12 protein-coding genes are annotated in these 13,728 nt (G+C 68.1%); 2 read left to right on the top strand and 10 right to left on the bottom strand.

Annotated elements, in window-relative coordinates:
• Nucleotides 1–2: 2 nt before the first annotated feature.
• The 4 genes from IB257_RS00760 to IB257_RS00745 all read right to left on the bottom strand — a co-directional run bounded on the left by IB257_RS00760 (nt 3) and on the right by IB257_RS00745 (nt 5,346).
• Nucleotides 3–1,235, bottom strand: a complete 1,233-nt coding sequence (locus tag IB257_RS00760) for a 3-methyl-2-oxobutanoate dehydrogenase (2-methylpropanoyl-transferring) subunit alpha (protein ID WP_054456572.1) — start codon at nt 1,233–1,235, stop codon at nt 3–5.
• A 172-nt stretch (nt 1,236–1,407) separates the two neighbouring features.
• Nucleotides 1,408–3,804 carry a TonB-dependent siderophore receptor gene (locus tag IB257_RS00755; RefSeq protein ID WP_192491719.1) on the bottom strand — a complete coding sequence of 799 codons (2,397 nt, stop codon included), beginning with the start codon at nt 3,802–3,804 and terminating at the stop codon, nt 1,408–1,410.
• A gap of 61 nt (nt 3,805–3,865) precedes the next feature.
• Entirely contained in the window at nt 3,866–4,837 is a 972-nt protein-coding gene (locus tag IB257_RS00750) for a FecR domain-containing protein (RefSeq protein ID WP_175182245.1), read from the bottom strand.
• Nucleotides 4,834–5,346: a sigma-70 family RNA polymerase sigma factor gene (locus IB257_RS00745; RefSeq protein WP_192491718.1), complete on the bottom strand. Its 513-nt coding sequence runs from the start codon at nt 5,344–5,346 to the stop codon at nt 4,834–4,836. The genes IB257_RS00750 and IB257_RS00745 overlap by 4 nt, the downstream gene beginning before the upstream one ends.
• A gap of 144 nt (nt 5,347–5,490) precedes the next feature.
• On the opposite strand from IB257_RS00745, the gene IB257_RS00740 reads away from it, so the two are divergent.
• Nucleotides 5,491–5,817, top strand: coding sequence for a hypothetical protein (locus IB257_RS00740; protein ID WP_192491717.1), 327 nt, complete (start codon nt 5,491–5,493; stop codon nt 5,815–5,817).
• Between the two features lie 60 nt (nt 5,818–5,877).
• Here IB257_RS00740 and IB257_RS00735 read toward each other — a convergent pair whose 3' ends face one another.
• The 6 genes from IB257_RS00735 to cadR all read right to left on the bottom strand — a co-directional run bounded on the left by IB257_RS00735 (nt 5,878) and on the right by cadR (nt 11,163).
• The gene (locus IB257_RS00735; RefSeq protein WP_041653427.1) at nt 5,878–6,471 is read right to left on the bottom strand and encodes a nitroreductase; all 594 of its coding nucleotides are present in this window, start codon (nt 6,469–6,471) and stop codon (nt 5,878–5,880) included.
• 86 nt (nt 6,472–6,557) lie between these two features.
• Nucleotides 6,558–7,541: a tripartite tricarboxylate transporter substrate binding protein gene (locus IB257_RS00730; protein WP_082401186.1), complete on the bottom strand. Its 984-nt coding sequence runs from the start codon at nt 7,539–7,541 to the stop codon at nt 6,558–6,560.
• Nucleotides 7,542–7,718: 177 nt separating this feature from the next.
• Nucleotides 7,719–8,534 (bottom strand): enoyl-CoA hydratase, encoded by an 816-nt coding sequence (locus tag IB257_RS00725; RefSeq protein ID WP_119449125.1) that lies wholly within the window; start codon nt 8,532–8,534, stop codon nt 7,719–7,721.
• Entirely contained in the window at nt 8,531–9,277 is a 747-nt protein-coding gene (locus IB257_RS00720) for a FadR/GntR family transcriptional regulator (protein WP_054456566.1), read from the bottom strand. The genes IB257_RS00725 and IB257_RS00720 overlap by 4 nt, the downstream gene beginning before the upstream one ends.
• Nucleotides 9,278–9,358: 81 nt before the next feature.
• Entirely contained in the window at nt 9,359–10,540 is a 1,182-nt protein-coding gene (locus IB257_RS00715) for a CaiB/BaiF CoA-transferase family protein (RefSeq protein WP_054456565.1), read from the bottom strand.
• 188 nt (nt 10,541–10,728) lie between these two features.
• Nucleotides 10,729–11,163: a Cd(II)/Pb(II)-responsive transcriptional regulator gene (cadR, locus tag IB257_RS00710; RefSeq protein WP_054456564.1), complete on the bottom strand. Its 435-nt coding sequence runs from the start codon at nt 11,161–11,163 to the stop codon at nt 10,729–10,731.
• Nucleotides 11,164–11,296: 133 nt separating this feature from the next.
• Between cadR and IB257_RS00705 the strand changes: the two genes are divergently transcribed.
• Nucleotides 11,297–13,705: a heavy metal translocating P-type ATPase gene (locus tag IB257_RS00705; protein ID WP_370540083.1), complete on the top strand. Its 2,409-nt coding sequence runs from the start codon at nt 11,297–11,299 to the stop codon at nt 13,703–13,705.
• Nucleotides 13,706–13,728 lie beyond the last annotated feature (23 nt).

Below are 13,728 nucleotides of genomic sequence, written 5' to 3'. Positions count from 1 at the left end.
GATCAGACTCCGAGCTGCTGACGCTGCCGGCGCAGATGCTCCGGCATGTCCTTGTACACGTCTTCAAAGATACTGGCGGCGCTGGGGACGTGGCCGTCCACCAGGGTGCCGTAGCTTTCCGCTTCCTTCTGCGCCGCCAGGATCTCGGCGTCGAGCTCGGCCTTGACGGCTTCATGCTCTTCGTCGGACCAGATGCCCAGCGAGATCAGGTGCTTCTTGAAGCGCGCGATCGGATCGCCCAGCGGGAAGTGGCTCCAGTCGTCGCCGGGGCGGTACTTGGAGGGATCGTCGGACGTGGAGTGCGGCCCGGCGCGGTAGGTCACCCATTCGATCAGGGTCGGTCCCAGATTGCTGCGGGCGCGTTCGGCGGCCCAGCGCGAGGCGGAGTAGACCGCCAGGAAATCGTTCCCGTCCACCCGCAACGAGGCGATGCCGCAGCCCACGCCGCGGCCCGCGAAGGTCGCGCCCTCGCCGCCGGCGATCGCCTGGAAGGTGGAGATGGCCCACTGGTTGTTGACCACGTTCAGGATGACCGGCGCGCGGTAGACGTGGGCGAAGGTCAGTGCGGTGTGGAAGTCGGCCTCGGCGGTGGCGCCGTCGCCGATCCAGCCGGAGGCGATGCGGGTGTCACCCTTGATGGCCGAGGCCATGCCCCAGCCCACCGCCTGGATGAATTGCGTGGCCAGGTTGCCCGAGATGCTGAAAAAGCCCCGTTCGCGGTCGGAGTACATGACCGGCAATTGGCGGCCCTTGAGCGGATCGCGTTCGTTGGACATCAACTGGCACATCATGGTGACCAGCGAGGCGTCGCGCGCCAGCAGGATGCTTTGCTGGCGGTAGGTCGGGAAGCACATGTCGCCCTGCTCCAGCGCCATGGCGTGGGCCGTGCCGATGGCCTCTTCGCCCAGGCTCTGCATGTAGAACGAGATCTTCTTCTTGCGCTGGGCGGTCAGCATGCGCGCATCGAACAGACGCGTCTTCAGCATGTTGCGCATGCCCGCGCGCAGCTGCTCGTGGCTGAGTTCCGGCGCCCACGGTCCGACGGCGCTGCCGTCGTCCGCGATCACCCGGACCAGGCTGTATGCCAGTCCGCCGGTATCGACCGCGGCAACATCAATGGGGGGTTTGGGCACATCGCCGGGCGGCGACAGGTGCAGGTAGGAAAAATCGGTCTTGCAACCCGGGCGCCCTGTAGGCTCCGGGACGTGCAACTTCAACGGCCCATATTGGCTCATGTATTGTCTCCACGCTTGATCGTGTCATGCGCATTCTTCTTACCAAGACACTGCCCAAGGGGGTGACCTCGGACATTGCCATCGTCGGCCGGTGCAAAGGGATGAACATGCACGACCGGCAGCCAGAGTAGCACAGGGCGCAGCCCCGAGACAGGGGCCGCGCCGGGCCTCGCTACCAGCGGTAGCTGAGAGTCGCGTAGAGCGTGCGCGGATCGCCGTAGCGGCAACCGGTGGCGCCGGCGCACGACAGGTAACCACGGTTGAACAGGTTGCGCGCGTTCACGGTCAAGGACAGGCCGCTGAACTGGGGCGAGACCGCGCCGAAGTCGTACGCGGCCATCGCGTCCACCAGGAACTGGCCCGGCACCTCCGCGGGATAGCCCGGCAGATTGGTCGAACTGGCGTAGCGCACGCCGGCGCCCAGGGTCAGCCCGGGCACGCCCGCCGCCGTCAGGTTGTAGTCGGCCCACACCGCGGCGCTATGCAGCGGCACCAGCGTGGTGCGCTGGCCGACCAGTTCGGGCAAGGTGCTGCGGATGGTGCGCGCATCGGTGTAGGCATAGCTCGCGGTCAGGTTCAGCGCCCCCTGCCGCGCCTTGGCCTCCAGTTCCAGGCCGCGCGAGCGCGCCTTGCCGGTCTGCACCGAATAGGTCGGATCCACCGGATCGGCGGTCAGGGCGTTGGTCTGCGTCAGGTCATAGACGGCAGCGCTGTATAGCATGTCGCTGCCAGGCGGCTCGTAGCGCAGACCCAATTCGTACTGCACGCCCTTGGTCGGCTTGAAGGCATTATCGGCGCGGTCCATGCCCACGGTGGGCGCGAAAGACTGGCTCACGCTCACATAAGGCGCCAGGCCCGCCGGCGCGAGGTACACCAGGCCGACCCGCCCGGTGGTGGCCGTGTCCCGCTGCCGGGTGGCGGCGCCGCTGCCATGGCTGCGCTGGTCCGTATCGGCCCAGTCCTGGCGCCCGCCCAGCACCACCACCCACTGGTCATGGATCTTGATCTGGTCCTGCAGGTAGAAGCCGATGCCGTTCGAACGCGTCACGAAGCCGTTGTTGCGCGCGGTGTTCACCACCGGCACCGCGCCATAGACGGGATGATAGATGTCGCCCAAGGGCGCCACCGTGCCCGAGTGGCGGCTGGTGTCGTAGTTGCTGCGGTAATAGTCCAGGCCTGCCAGCACCGTGTGCTGCAACCCGCCCCCCTCCAGCTTGAATTCCAGCGAGGTGTCGGCGGCGATGCCATACGAGTTCTCGGTTCGGCTCACAACCCCGCGCCGCAGCGTAGTGCCATTGGGTTGCAGGCCACCGAACGACAGATAGTCCCACTCGCCGTAAGCGGTGAAGTAGCGCGCGCTCTGGCGCAGCTTGACGCGCTCGTTGAAGGCGTGCTCGAACACGTAGCCGGCGGTGTAGGTGTCAGTGTCATAGCGATCGAAGTCCGGTTCTCCGATGAACAGGTCGCGCGGGATTTGGCCGTTCAAGGTGTTGGCCGCCGGCATCGGAGCCGCGAAACGCGTGCGGATGCGCTGGTAGCTGGCCAGCAGCGTCAGCGAGGTCGCCGCGTTGGGCCGCCAGCTCAGGGCCGGCGCCAGGTAGGTGCGATCGTCGGGCACGTGATCGACCCAATTGTCGGCGTTGCGCGCCAGGCCGGTCAGGCGATAGGACCAGGTGCCATCTTCCGTCAGCGCGCCAGCGAAATCGCCCGACACCTGCCGGCGGGCGTAGCTGCCGGTCTCAAGGTTCAGTTCGCGCAGCGGCTCGGTGGTCGGGCGTTTGCTGACGGTGTTGACCACCCCGCCCGGCGTGAGCTGGCCATACAGCACCGAGGCCGCGCCGCGCAACACCTCGACACGTTCCAGTCCATAGGGTTCCTGGCCGCCATCGTAGACGTTGGACTGCAGCTTGAGTCCGTCGCGCAGCAGGCCCGAATTGCCGGTGGCCACGTTGAAGCCGCGCAACATCAGGTCGTCCACCATGCGGCTGAAAGCCGGCGACTGGGCCGCCACACCCGGCGTGTAGCCCAGCGCGTCGGCGACGCTGGCGGCCTTGACGACGCGGATCTGGTCGCTGGTGACCACCGACACCGATTGCGGCGTCTCGATCAGCGGCGTGTCGGTCTTGGCGCCGGCCATGCTGCGCAGGGCCACGTAACCGTCGACGTGGCCGGTGGGCGATTCGGCCGCGGCGGTCACGCGCACGGGCTCCAGCATGGCCGCGCCGCCCTGCGGCAGGGGTTGCGCGCTGAAGGTGCCGTTGGCGGTGATCCGCAGCTCCAGCCCGCTACCCATCAGGGCCAGCCGCAAGGCCTGTTCGGCGGTGTAGACGCCGACCACGGCGGGGGCCTGGCGACCCGCCACCAACGCCGGCTCGACCGACACGGCACGGCCACTCTGGCGCGCGATGCGGGTCAAGGTGTCGGCCAGCGGCGCAGCCGGCAGGTCGTAGCGCAGCGCGGCGGATGCGCCCGCCTGGGTGCTGGATTGCGCCTGGGCGGGGCCGGCCGGCACCGCCAGGGCAATGAGGAACGCGGCCGCCAGGCGCGGCGCGGAACGAACGGGGAACATGGAATCTCCTGCTGCAAGTGTGTGCTTCAGGAGGTATGTCCAGCGGACCCGGCGCAGGCGATCATTTTTTTTCGACTGACGGGCTGCGCAGGTCGATGCTGACCAGCCAGCCGGTCAGGGCGCGCACCTCGATCGGCAAGGTCTGGCGCAAGGACTCCAGCACCTGATCGGTGTCGTCCAGGGGAAAGGCCCCCAGCACCCGCAGCCGGGCGGCTTCGGGCGTGATACGCAGGAAACCGCGCCGGTACGGCCGCAAGGCCGACACTACCTCGCCCAGCGACCGGTCGCGCACCACCAGCATGCCGTCCCGCCAGGCTGCAGCCTCGGCCAGCGCGGCGTCCGGCGCGCCGACGCCATCCGCGCCGAAACGCGCGCCCTCGCCCGCCGCCAGGACCCGCCGCTGGCCGGCCGCGCGCACTTCGACACTGTGTTCAATCACGCTGGCGATGCTGCCCCGCTCATCGCGCGCCACCCCGAACACCGTGCCCAGGGCTTGCACCTCGCCATCGGGACTGGCGACGATGAACGGCCGTGCAGCATCGGCCGCCACCCGCACGTACACCGCGCCGGCCCGCAGCCGCAGCACGCGGGCGCGGCCGCCAAATTCCAGGTCCACCGCGGAGCGGGCGTTCAGGGTCAGCAGGCTGCCGTCCGGCAATGTGTGCGTGCTGCGCTCGGCGGTGCCGCTATGCAGATCGGCGGCCAACGTGCGCAATGGCGTCTGCCGGTCGACCAGGACAGCCAGGCCCCCGGCCGCCAATGCCAGCCCCAATGCGTTGCGCAAGGCCCGCCGCCGCGCCGGCGCGGTAGCCAGGGCGGCTCCTGCGGCGCGCGCCGGGACCCCGTCGGGTAACGGCGCGAACGTGTTCTTCAACGCCGCGGCGACCGTCTCCCAGGCGGCTGCGTGGCGCGGGTCGGCGCGGCGCCAGGCGTCGAAGCCGGCACGGTCGGCGTCGCCAGCCACGCCCGACGACAACAGCACCATCCAGTCGACCGCGGCCTCCAGGTCCGCCGGCAGCGTGGGCCCGCTCATGCCGCCAGGCGCGCCGCGACGCAGAGCGTGACGGCCTGTTTCATGCAGCGCCTGACGGTGATGCCCGACACGCCAAGGCGCTCGGCGATCTGCGGATACGTGAGTTCTTCCAGCTGGTTCAGCAGAAAGACCTGGCGCGTGCGCGCCGGCAGGCGTTGCAGGGCGCGGTCTATCTGCATCAGGGCCTCGACCGCCAGCGCGCGTTGTTCCTCGCTGGGCGCATGAGCCTGCGGCAGCAGTTCAAGGCTGTCGAGATAGGCCCGCTCGAGTTCGCGGCGACGCCAGAAGGTGTACAGCGTGCGCTGTGCCAGCGTGGTCAGGAAGGCGCGCGGTTCCCGGATGACCTCGGCCCGACTGCCGGTCAGCACCCGCACGAAGGTGTCGTGCGCCAGGTCGGCCGCATCGTGGCGGCAGCCCGGCCGGCGGCGCAGCCATTCCTGCAACCATGGATGATGGGCCTCGTACAGCTGGGCGGCGGTAGGCTGCGTCGGCTGCGCAGAATGGGACATGGGGGAAGGCGCGGTAGCGGGTCAATAAAAATAAGAATTATTGTTATTTATTCCCCGCCACGCAAGCGCGGCATGCGCCCCGCCTGCCCCATCCCAGGCTTGGAGCGCTCTATACTTGCCGTCCCTGATTCCCTGGAAAGCCACGTGCCCGGATCGACAGCCTCAAGATGGTTCTGCTGGACCGGCATCGTCTTCGCCGCGCTGTACCTCGCCATCGTCATCCTCTGCATTGCCGGCGCGCTCTCGGCCGACGGCGATGACAAGGGGCGTTTCGTGCTGCTGCAGTTGCCGCTGGCGCCGCAACTGGCGCTGCTGCATGAACTGAACCTGGACCGCCTGCTGGGAGACCTGTCCTGGGTCGGCGGCTATCTGCTGATCGGGCTGCCCACGCTGGCCCTCTTCTACTTCGCGGGCTGGGGCCTGGAGAAGCTCGTGCGCGCCGCATTCCGGCCGATCCCGGGCCGGCGCTAAGCCGGAGATGCCATAAAAAAACCGGCCATGGGCCGGTTTGCTTCATCCAGGGCGGCAGACTCAGACCGGACCGGTCCACTCCGTGACGAATTCGCGGTAGTCCGGGCGGTTGGCCGGCGGTACGGCGCAAGCCGGGGTGCCGATGGCCAGAAAGCCCAGGAAACGGTAGTCCAGCGCGTCCAGGCCCAGCGCGTTCTGCACGTCTTCGACGTAGGTGCCGATGCCGGTGCTCCAGAACGCGCCGTAGCCCAGCATGTGCACGGCGTTCAGGAGGTTCATGGTGGCGGCGCCGGTGGCCAGCAGTTGTTCCTGCTCCGGGATCTTGGTGTTGTCGTGCGCAATCTTCTGCGCCACCGCGACGAAGAGCGGCACGCCGGCCATCCATTCACGCACCGACTTTTCCTTTTCCGGCGTCATGCGCGGATCGCCGCTGCGCTTGACGGCGTCCAACGCCAGATCGGCCAGCTTGCCGATGGCCTCGCCCTGGATCACCACGAAACGCCACGGGCGCAAGGCGCCATGGTCGGGCGCCGACATCGCCGCCTGCAGGATCTGTTCGAGTTCCTCGGGCTTGGGCGCCGGGGCGCGGAGGAACTTGAAGGAACGGCGGGTATTCAGGGCGTGCAGCGGGGTGGCGGTCTGGGTCGTGGTCATCGGATCGGGCGTCAATGAGAAAGAAACACAATTCATATTACGCCACTCCGCCGCCCCAGGCCGTCATCCCCCCGGACCGCCAGAGGTCATTCGATCTGGATGCCGACCTCTTTGATGACCCCCGCCCAGCGCGTCAGCTCCGCGTTGACGAACTGGCCCAGCTCGGCCGGGCTGCTGGCGCCGGGCGTGGCGCCCTCGCCCTTGAAGCGGGTCTGCAAGGCCGGCACGGCCAGCGAGCGCGCCACCGCCTGGTTCAGCACCGCCACCACCGCATCGGGCGTGCCCTTGGGCGCCATCAACGCATTCCAGGTGTTGATCTCGTAGCCCTTGAACATCGGGTCCTCCGCCACCGTGGGCACGTCGGGCAGTTCGGCCGAACGGTCGCGGGTGGTCACGGCCAGGGCGCGCAGCGCGCCCGCGCGAACCTGCGGCAAGGCAGCCGGCAAGGTGGCGAAGCTGAACTGGGTTTCGCCGCTCATGACCGAGGAATTGGCCAGCGACCCGCCGCGGTACGGCACGTGCTGGATCTGCACCTTGGCCTCCGAGGCGAACATGGCGCCGGCCACGTGCACTGGCGAGCCATTGCCGCTGGAGGAATAGTTCAGGTCGCCCGGTTTCTCGCGCGCCAGCTTGACCAGGTCGGCCACCGACGCCACGGGCAGCTTGGGATTGGCCACCAGCACCAGCGGGATGGACGCGATCATGCTGACCGGCGTGAAGCCGCCCACCGGGTCGTAGCCCAGCGATTTCTTGTACACGACCGGATTGATGCCATGGCTGGACACGGTCGCCATGAACAAGGTGTAGCCATCCGGCGCGGCCTGCTGCACGGAGGCCGCGGCGATGTTGCCGGCGGCGCCAGCCTTGTTCTCGATGATGACGGGCTGCTTGAGCTCCTTGCTCAACTGCTCGCCCAGCGCCCGGGCCAGGATGTCCGTGGTGCCGCCGGCGGCGTAGCCCACCACGATGCGCACCGGCTGGCTTGGGTACGCCCCCTGCGCGTGCAGCGGCGCCGCGCACAGCCACGCCGCCAGGCCAGCCAGGCCTGCCCTCAGATAAACCGCTTTCATGTCTGTCTCCTCGTCGCCGCGCTTCTGCTGCGCGGTCTATGGCCAGGCCGTCCCCGGTGGGATCGGTGGCCGGGTTGATCCGGTCCGCGGCGGATTCAGGACGCAAGCCTCCCCGGGCCGCGCCGGCGACGGCGCGGACCTGAAAGCCGCGTAGGGAATCCGGCCCGCGGCCGGAGATCAGGTACCGGTGAACACCGGCGCTCTCTTTTCCGCGAACGCCTTGCGGCCTTCGCGGTAGTCATTGCTTTCGAAACACTCCAGCACCAGACGGCGCATGCCTTCCACGTCGACCTCCGGTCCCAGCTGCTGAAGCTGTCGGATCATCTTCTTGCCGGCGCGCAGCGTCAGCGGGGCGTTGGCCTGGATCTGGGCCAGCATGGTTTCCAGCACCTGCGGCAGTTCGTCCACCGGCGCGACCCTGCGGATCAGGCCCAGCTCCTTGGCTTCGCGGGCGTCATAGCGCGCCGCCGTCAGGAAGATTTCCAGCGCGTTGGCCGGGCCGACCGCCGTCACCAGGTTGCGGATCGCGGTCAGGCGGTAGCCCAGGCCCAGCTTGCCTGCGGGAATCGCGAAGCTGCTGTTGTCGGAAGCGATGCGGATGTCGCAGCACAGGGCAATGTTCAGGCCGCCGCCGATGCAATAGCCCTGGATGTACGCGATCGTGGGCTTGTCGTAGTCGTACAGCGCCAGCTGCGCGGTTTCGGCCACGCGCTCGTACTCCACCACCGCGTCCTCGCCGCTGCGCAGCTTGTCGAACTGCGAGATGTTGGCGCCGCTGACGAAGGCCTTGCCGCCCGCGCCCTGCAGCACCACTGCCCGGATCTCCGGGTCCTGGCGAAAGGCTTCCAGCACTACCGGCACCGCTTCCCACATGGCGAACGATACGGCGTTGTGCCGCTGCGGATCGTTGAAAGTCAGCCAACCTATCGCGCCACGCTTCTCGGCCACGATGTTGTCGGTAATGTCGCCCTGCAGGATGCGTTGTATGGTCACGGTTGCTTTCCTTGTATGACTGTCTGGTGCCGTTGTATGCCGTTGGTCAGGTGGACGCGCATGGCAAGGCGCGCTGCCTCGCTGTCGCCGGCGACGATGGCATCGAAGATGCGGTGATGTTCGCGTTCGATTTCCGGCACGCGCTCGGTGCCGGCGCTGGTGTAGCGCAGCGTGCGCACGGCGCCGCGGAACACGTGGCGCAGGTGCGCCAACAGGCGCACGAAATAAGGGTTGTTGGTGGCCTCGCCCACGGCCATGTGGAAGTCCAGCGCGTGGTCGGCGCCGGCCTGCCAGTCATTGCCTGCCGCGTCGACCCGTTGCAGGGCCTGGCGCAGGGTTTCGATTTGTTCGGGGGTACGGTGCAGGGCCGCCTGCGCGGCCGCGCCGGATTCCAGTTCCACGCGCAGCTGGAAGATGTGCGCCAGCGGCTCGGGCTGCAGCAGGTCTTCCGGCGCGATTTCGAAATTGCGCGTGCCCACGTCCTGCGCCACGAAGGACCCCACGCCGCGCCGCGTATCCACATACCCCGACAGCTTCAGCCTCGCGATCGCCTCGCGCACCACATTGCGGCTGACGGCGAACATCTGCGCCAGTTCGAACTCGGTGGGCAGGCGCTGGCCGGGCTCGAATTCGCGCGCCACGATCTTCTGGCGGATCTGCGAAGCGATCTCGTCCGGCAGGTTGTCGGGGCGTCCCAGGCTGGAAAAGACCTGGTCGGCGGCGGCGGTGGATGGTGCGTTCATGTCTGGGCTGTCTCCGTCTGGGCCGCCGGATACGCGGGCGGCCTTGGCGGCGATTTTATGCTCGGTGCCTGGACGTATCCCTTAAATGACGCCTTCGCGGGCCAGCTGCTGCAAGTCGGCAGGCGCCAATCCCAGCATGCCGCCATAGACGTCGCCGTTGTGCTGGCCGCGTTCGGGCGCGGGCGCCATTTCCCCGGTGGTGGAACGGCTCAGGATCATGGGCTGCCCCACCACCGAAATCGGCCCCAGCGCGGGATGGCGGATCTCCCGGCTGAGCCCCAGGTGGCGCACCTGCGGATCCTCGAATGTCTGGTCCATGCCCAGGATCGGACCGCAAGGCACGCCTTCCTTGTTCATCAGCGCTATCCATTCGGCGGTGGGCCGGGTCGCGGTGCGCGCGCCGATGGCCGCGTTCAGCGCGGGTCGGTTGCGCGCCCGCAGCGGTACCGTCAGGAAGCGCTCGTCCTCGATCAGTTCCGGCAATTCCAGCACGCGGCACAGGCGCGCATAGATGTCGTTGCCCATGGCCGCGATGTTCATATAGCCGTCGCTGGTGGGGAACACGCCGGTCGGGCTGCTGGTGGGATGGTCGTTGCCGCTCTGGCCAGGCACCTCGCCGTTCATCAGCCAGCGCATCGCCTGGAAATCCATCATCCAGACCTGCGATTGCAACAGCGATGTCTGCACCCACTGCCCTTGCCCCGACACCTCGCGCTCCAGCAGCGCGATGAAGATGCCGATGGCGCAGAACAGGCCGGAGGTCAGGTCCGCCACCGGAATCCCCGCCCGCATGGGGCCGCGGCCGGGTTCGCCCGTCACCGACATCAGCCCGCCTATGCCCTGCGCGATCTGGTCCAGCCCCGGGCGTCCGGCGTAGGGGCCGTCCTGGCCGAAGCCGGACACGCTGGCGTAGACGATGCGCGGGTTCACCTGGCGCAGCGTCTCGTAGTCGATGCCCAGCTTGAACTTGACGTTGGGCCGGTAGTTTTCCACCACCACGTCGGCCTGGCGCACCAGGTCCAGGAACAGCGCCCGGCCCTGCGGATGCTTCAGGTTCAGCGTGACGCTGCGCTTGTTGCGGTGGGTGTTCTGGTAGTCCGCGAACTGGGCGGAGCCGCCCGGCTTGTCGTCCTGCTCGTCGCCCGGCTCTTCGATCTTGATGACGGTGGCGCCCCAGTCCGCGAACTGGCGCACGGCGGCGGGACCCGAGCGCACTCGCGTCAGGTCCAGAACGGTGAATCGGCCCAAGGGCTTGGAATCCATGCTTGTCTGCCTCTCTGTGTGGCGTCGCCAATCGTCGACCGCGGCTGCCTTGTCATTATTTGTTGGATGTTGGACATCTTACATGCTGATTTTGGACGCAACAAGACGCCGCCGCGCTTTTTGCGCGGCGGGTTTTCCCTAGGCCATCAGGCCCGTGCTACGTGATGCCGCCCTATCCAGGGCCGCTGTCAGCCCAGGTGCGTGTGGCGTTCCTGGCGCTCTTCGACCTGCATTTCGCTCAGGCCATGCAGGATGCCGCAGTCTTCCGTGTCGGGCCGGGCCGACAGGCAGCGCTGGCGCAATTCCGTGAGCTGGGTCTTGAGCTGGGTCAGTTCGGCGATGCGTTCATCCACGTGGGAGATGTGCTCGTCGAACAGTTCGTTGATGGGGCCGCAACCGCTCTGATGGTTATCCGCCAGCGACAGGATGGCGCGGATCTCGTCCTGCGTCATGTCCAGCGCGCGGCAGTTGCGGATCAGGCGCAGCCGCTCCAGATGGGGCTGGCCGTAGCTGCGGTAGTTGTTCAGTCCCCTTTCCGGGGCCGGCAACAGCCCTTCTTTCTCGTAATACCTGACGGTCTCGACCGTGGTTCCGGCCGCCGTGGCCAATTCGCCGATACGCATCGCTGCCTCCCGGATCGCATCCGATTGATATAGGGGGTTGACCCTATAGTAACTCCAAGGTGTGGAATAGCGTCACCAGCTTATTTCAAGGCAGAGGACGATGTCTTTACCTCCGGTCAAAAAACACGAACATATGCCCGCCGGGCAAGGCGGCGCCTGCTGCGCGCACGACGGCTGCGACGCGCCCGCCAAGAACGCCCAGGCCCAGGCCGGACACGATCATGCGGGCCATGATCACGCGGATCACAGCCACGCGGGCCACGATCACAGCCACGACCATGCCGGCCATGACCACGCGCACGATCACAAGCACAATCGCAGCCACAAGCACGACCACGGCGGCGACGCCTGCTGCGGCCATGGTGATGGCCAGCCCTTCACCGTTTCGGGCGCCGGCGCGGCCACGCTGACCGCGGGCCCGGGCCAGTCGCTGGCGCGCCTGCGCATCGGCCAGATGGACTGCCCCACCGAGGAAACGCTGATCCGCAAAAAGCTCGACAACATGGCCGACGTCCACGCGCTGGACTTCAACCTGATGCAGCGCGTGCTGACCGTGGTGCACGCCGAAGGCGCGCTGGACCGTGTCATGGCCGCCATCAAGTCGCTGGACATGACGCCCGAGCCCCTGGCCGACAACGCTCCCGGCACGCCAGCCCCTGCCGCCAAACCGGTGAACTGGTGGCTGATCGGCGGCTCCGGCGTCCTGGCCGCGCTGTCGGAACTGTCGCATTTCGCCGGCTGGCCGCTGGGCGTCACCGCAGCCCTGGCCGTGGCCGCCATCCTGGCCTGCGGCATCAGCACCTACCGCAAGGGCTGGATCGCCGTACGCAACGGCAACCTCAACATCAATGCCCTGATGAGCATCGCCGTCACCGGCGCCGTGCTGATCGGCCAATGGCCCGAAGCGGCGATGGTGATGTTCCTGTTCAACGTGGCCGAACTGATCGAAGCCCGCTCCCTGGACCGGGCGCGCAACGCCATCCGTGGCCTGCTCGACCTGGCGCCGGAAACGGCGACCGTGCGCCAGGCCAATGGCGACTGGCTCGAAGTGCCCGCCGCCAGATTGCAGGTGGGCGATATCGTGCGGGTACGCCCGGGCGAACGCATCGCCGCCGACGGCATCATCGTCAGCGGCAGCTCGGCGGTGGACCAGTCCCCCATCACCGGCGAAAGCCTGCCCGTGGAAAAGACGCAGGACGACCCGGTCTACGCGGCCACCGTGAACGCGGCCGGCTCCTTCGAATACCGCGTCACGGCGGCCGCCGGCAACACCACGCTGGCGCGCATCATCCACGCCGTCGAACAGGCGCAAGGCGCGCGCGCGCCGACCCAGCGCTTCATCGACCGCTTCTCGCGCATCTATACGCCGGCCGTGGTGGGCATCGCGGTGCTGGTGGCGGTACTGCCGCCGCTGTTCTGGAACCAGCCCTGGTTCGACGCCATCTACCGCGCCCTGGCGCTGCTGATCATCGCCTGCCCCTGCGCGCTGGTCATTTCCACGCCGGTCAGCATCGTCAGCGGCCTGACCGCGGCCTCGCGCCGCGGCATCCTGGTCAAGGGCGGCGTGTACCTCGAAGAAGGCCGCAACCTGAAATGGCTGGCGCTGGACAAGACCGGCACCCTGACCCACGGCAAGCCGGTGCAGACCGACATCCAGGATTGGGACGTGTCTGACCAAAGCCGCCAGCCGGCCGCGCTGGTCGCCGCCAGCCTGGCCGCCCGCTCCGACCACCCGGTATCGCTGGCCGTGGCCAATGCCGCGCGCGACGCCGGCACGGCCTTGCTGGACGTGCAGGACTTCACCGCCCTGCCCGGCCGCGGCGTCAGCGCCACGCTGGACGGCGTGACCTTCCAGCTGGGCAACCGCCGTCTGATGCGCGAACTGGGCGTCTCCAGCCCCAAGCTGGAAGCGCGCCTGGACGAACTGGAACGCCAGGGCAAGAGCGCCATCGCGCTGACCGACGGCAATCGCGTGCTGGCCGTAGCCGCCGTGGCCGACACGGTCAAGCCGACCAGCGCCGCCGCCATCACGGACCTGCACGCCCTGGGCGTACGCACCCTGATGCTGACGGGCGACAACACGCCCACCGCGCAAGCCATCGCGCAACAAGTCGGCATCGACGAAGCGCGCGGCGATCAGTTGCCCGAAGACAAGCTGGCCGCCATCGAAAGCAAGCTGGCGTCTGGCGGTCGCGTCGGCATGGTGGGCGACGGCATCAACGACGCCCCCGCCCTGGCGCGCGCCGACATCGGCTTCGCCATGGGCGCGGCGGGCACCGGCACCGCCATCGAAACGGCGGACGTGGCCCTGATGGACGACGACCTGCGCAAGATCGGCACTTTCCTGCGTCTGTCCCACGCCACGCATCGCGTGCTGGTGCAGAACATCGCGCTGGCGCTGGGCATCAAGGCCGTGTTCCTGGCCCTGGCCATGACCGGCAACGCCACGCTGTGGATGGCGGTGTTCGCCGACGTGGGCGCGAGCCTGCTGGTGGTGGCGAACGGCCTGCGGCTGTTGCGGGCGGCGCCTGCGGCACACTGACGCGGAGCAGTCCGATTCCCGGT

It is taken from the genome of Achromobacter sp. ACM03 (assembly GCF_014851665.1).
GTDB classification, from domain to species: domain Bacteria; phylum Pseudomonadota; class Gammaproteobacteria; order Burkholderiales; family Burkholderiaceae_B; genus Achromobacter; species Achromobacter aegrifaciens.
The sequence above is the reverse complement of the archived record's forward strand: the minus strand, read 5'-3'. Positions and strand labels throughout refer to the sequence as shown.

What these genes read in the sequence shown, in the direction of transcription:
- IB257_RS00760 (WP_054456572.1), bottom strand. Translation starts at nt 1,235, where the DNA reads ATGAGCCAATATGGGCCGTTGAAGTTGCACGTCCCGGAGCCTACAGGG.
- IB257_RS00755 (WP_192491719.1), bottom strand. Translation starts at nt 3,804, where the DNA reads ATGTTCCCCGTTCGTTCCGCGCCGCGCCTGGCGGCCGCGTTCCTCATT.
- IB257_RS00750 (WP_175182245.1), bottom strand. Translation starts at nt 4,837, where the DNA reads ATGAGCGGGCCCACGCTGCCGGCGGACCTGGAGGCCGCGGTCGACTGG.
- IB257_RS00745 (WP_192491718.1), bottom strand. Translation starts at nt 5,346, where the DNA reads ATGTCCCATTCTGCGCAGCCGACGCAGCCTACCGCCGCCCAGCTGTAC.
- IB257_RS00735 (WP_041653427.1), bottom strand. Translation starts at nt 6,471, where the DNA reads ATGACCACGACCCAGACCGCCACCCCGCTGCACGCCCTGAATACCCGC.
- IB257_RS00730 (WP_082401186.1), bottom strand. Translation starts at nt 7,541, where the DNA reads ATGAAAGCGGTTTATCTGAGGGCAGGCCTGGCTGGCCTGGCGGCGTGG.
- IB257_RS00720 (WP_054456566.1), bottom strand. Translation starts at nt 9,277, where the DNA reads ATGAACGCACCATCCACCGCCGCCGCCGACCAGGTCTTTTCCAGCCTG.
- IB257_RS00715 (WP_054456565.1), bottom strand. Translation starts at nt 10,540, where the DNA reads ATGGATTCCAAGCCCTTGGGCCGATTCACCGTTCTGGACCTGACGCGA.
- cadR (WP_054456564.1), bottom strand. Translation starts at nt 11,163, where the DNA reads ATGCGTATCGGCGAATTGGCCACGGCGGCCGGAACCACGGTCGAGACC.
- IB257_RS00705 (WP_370540083.1), top strand. Translation starts at nt 11,297, where the DNA reads ATGCCCGCCGGGCAAGGCGGCGCCTGCTGCGCGCACGACGGCTGCGAC.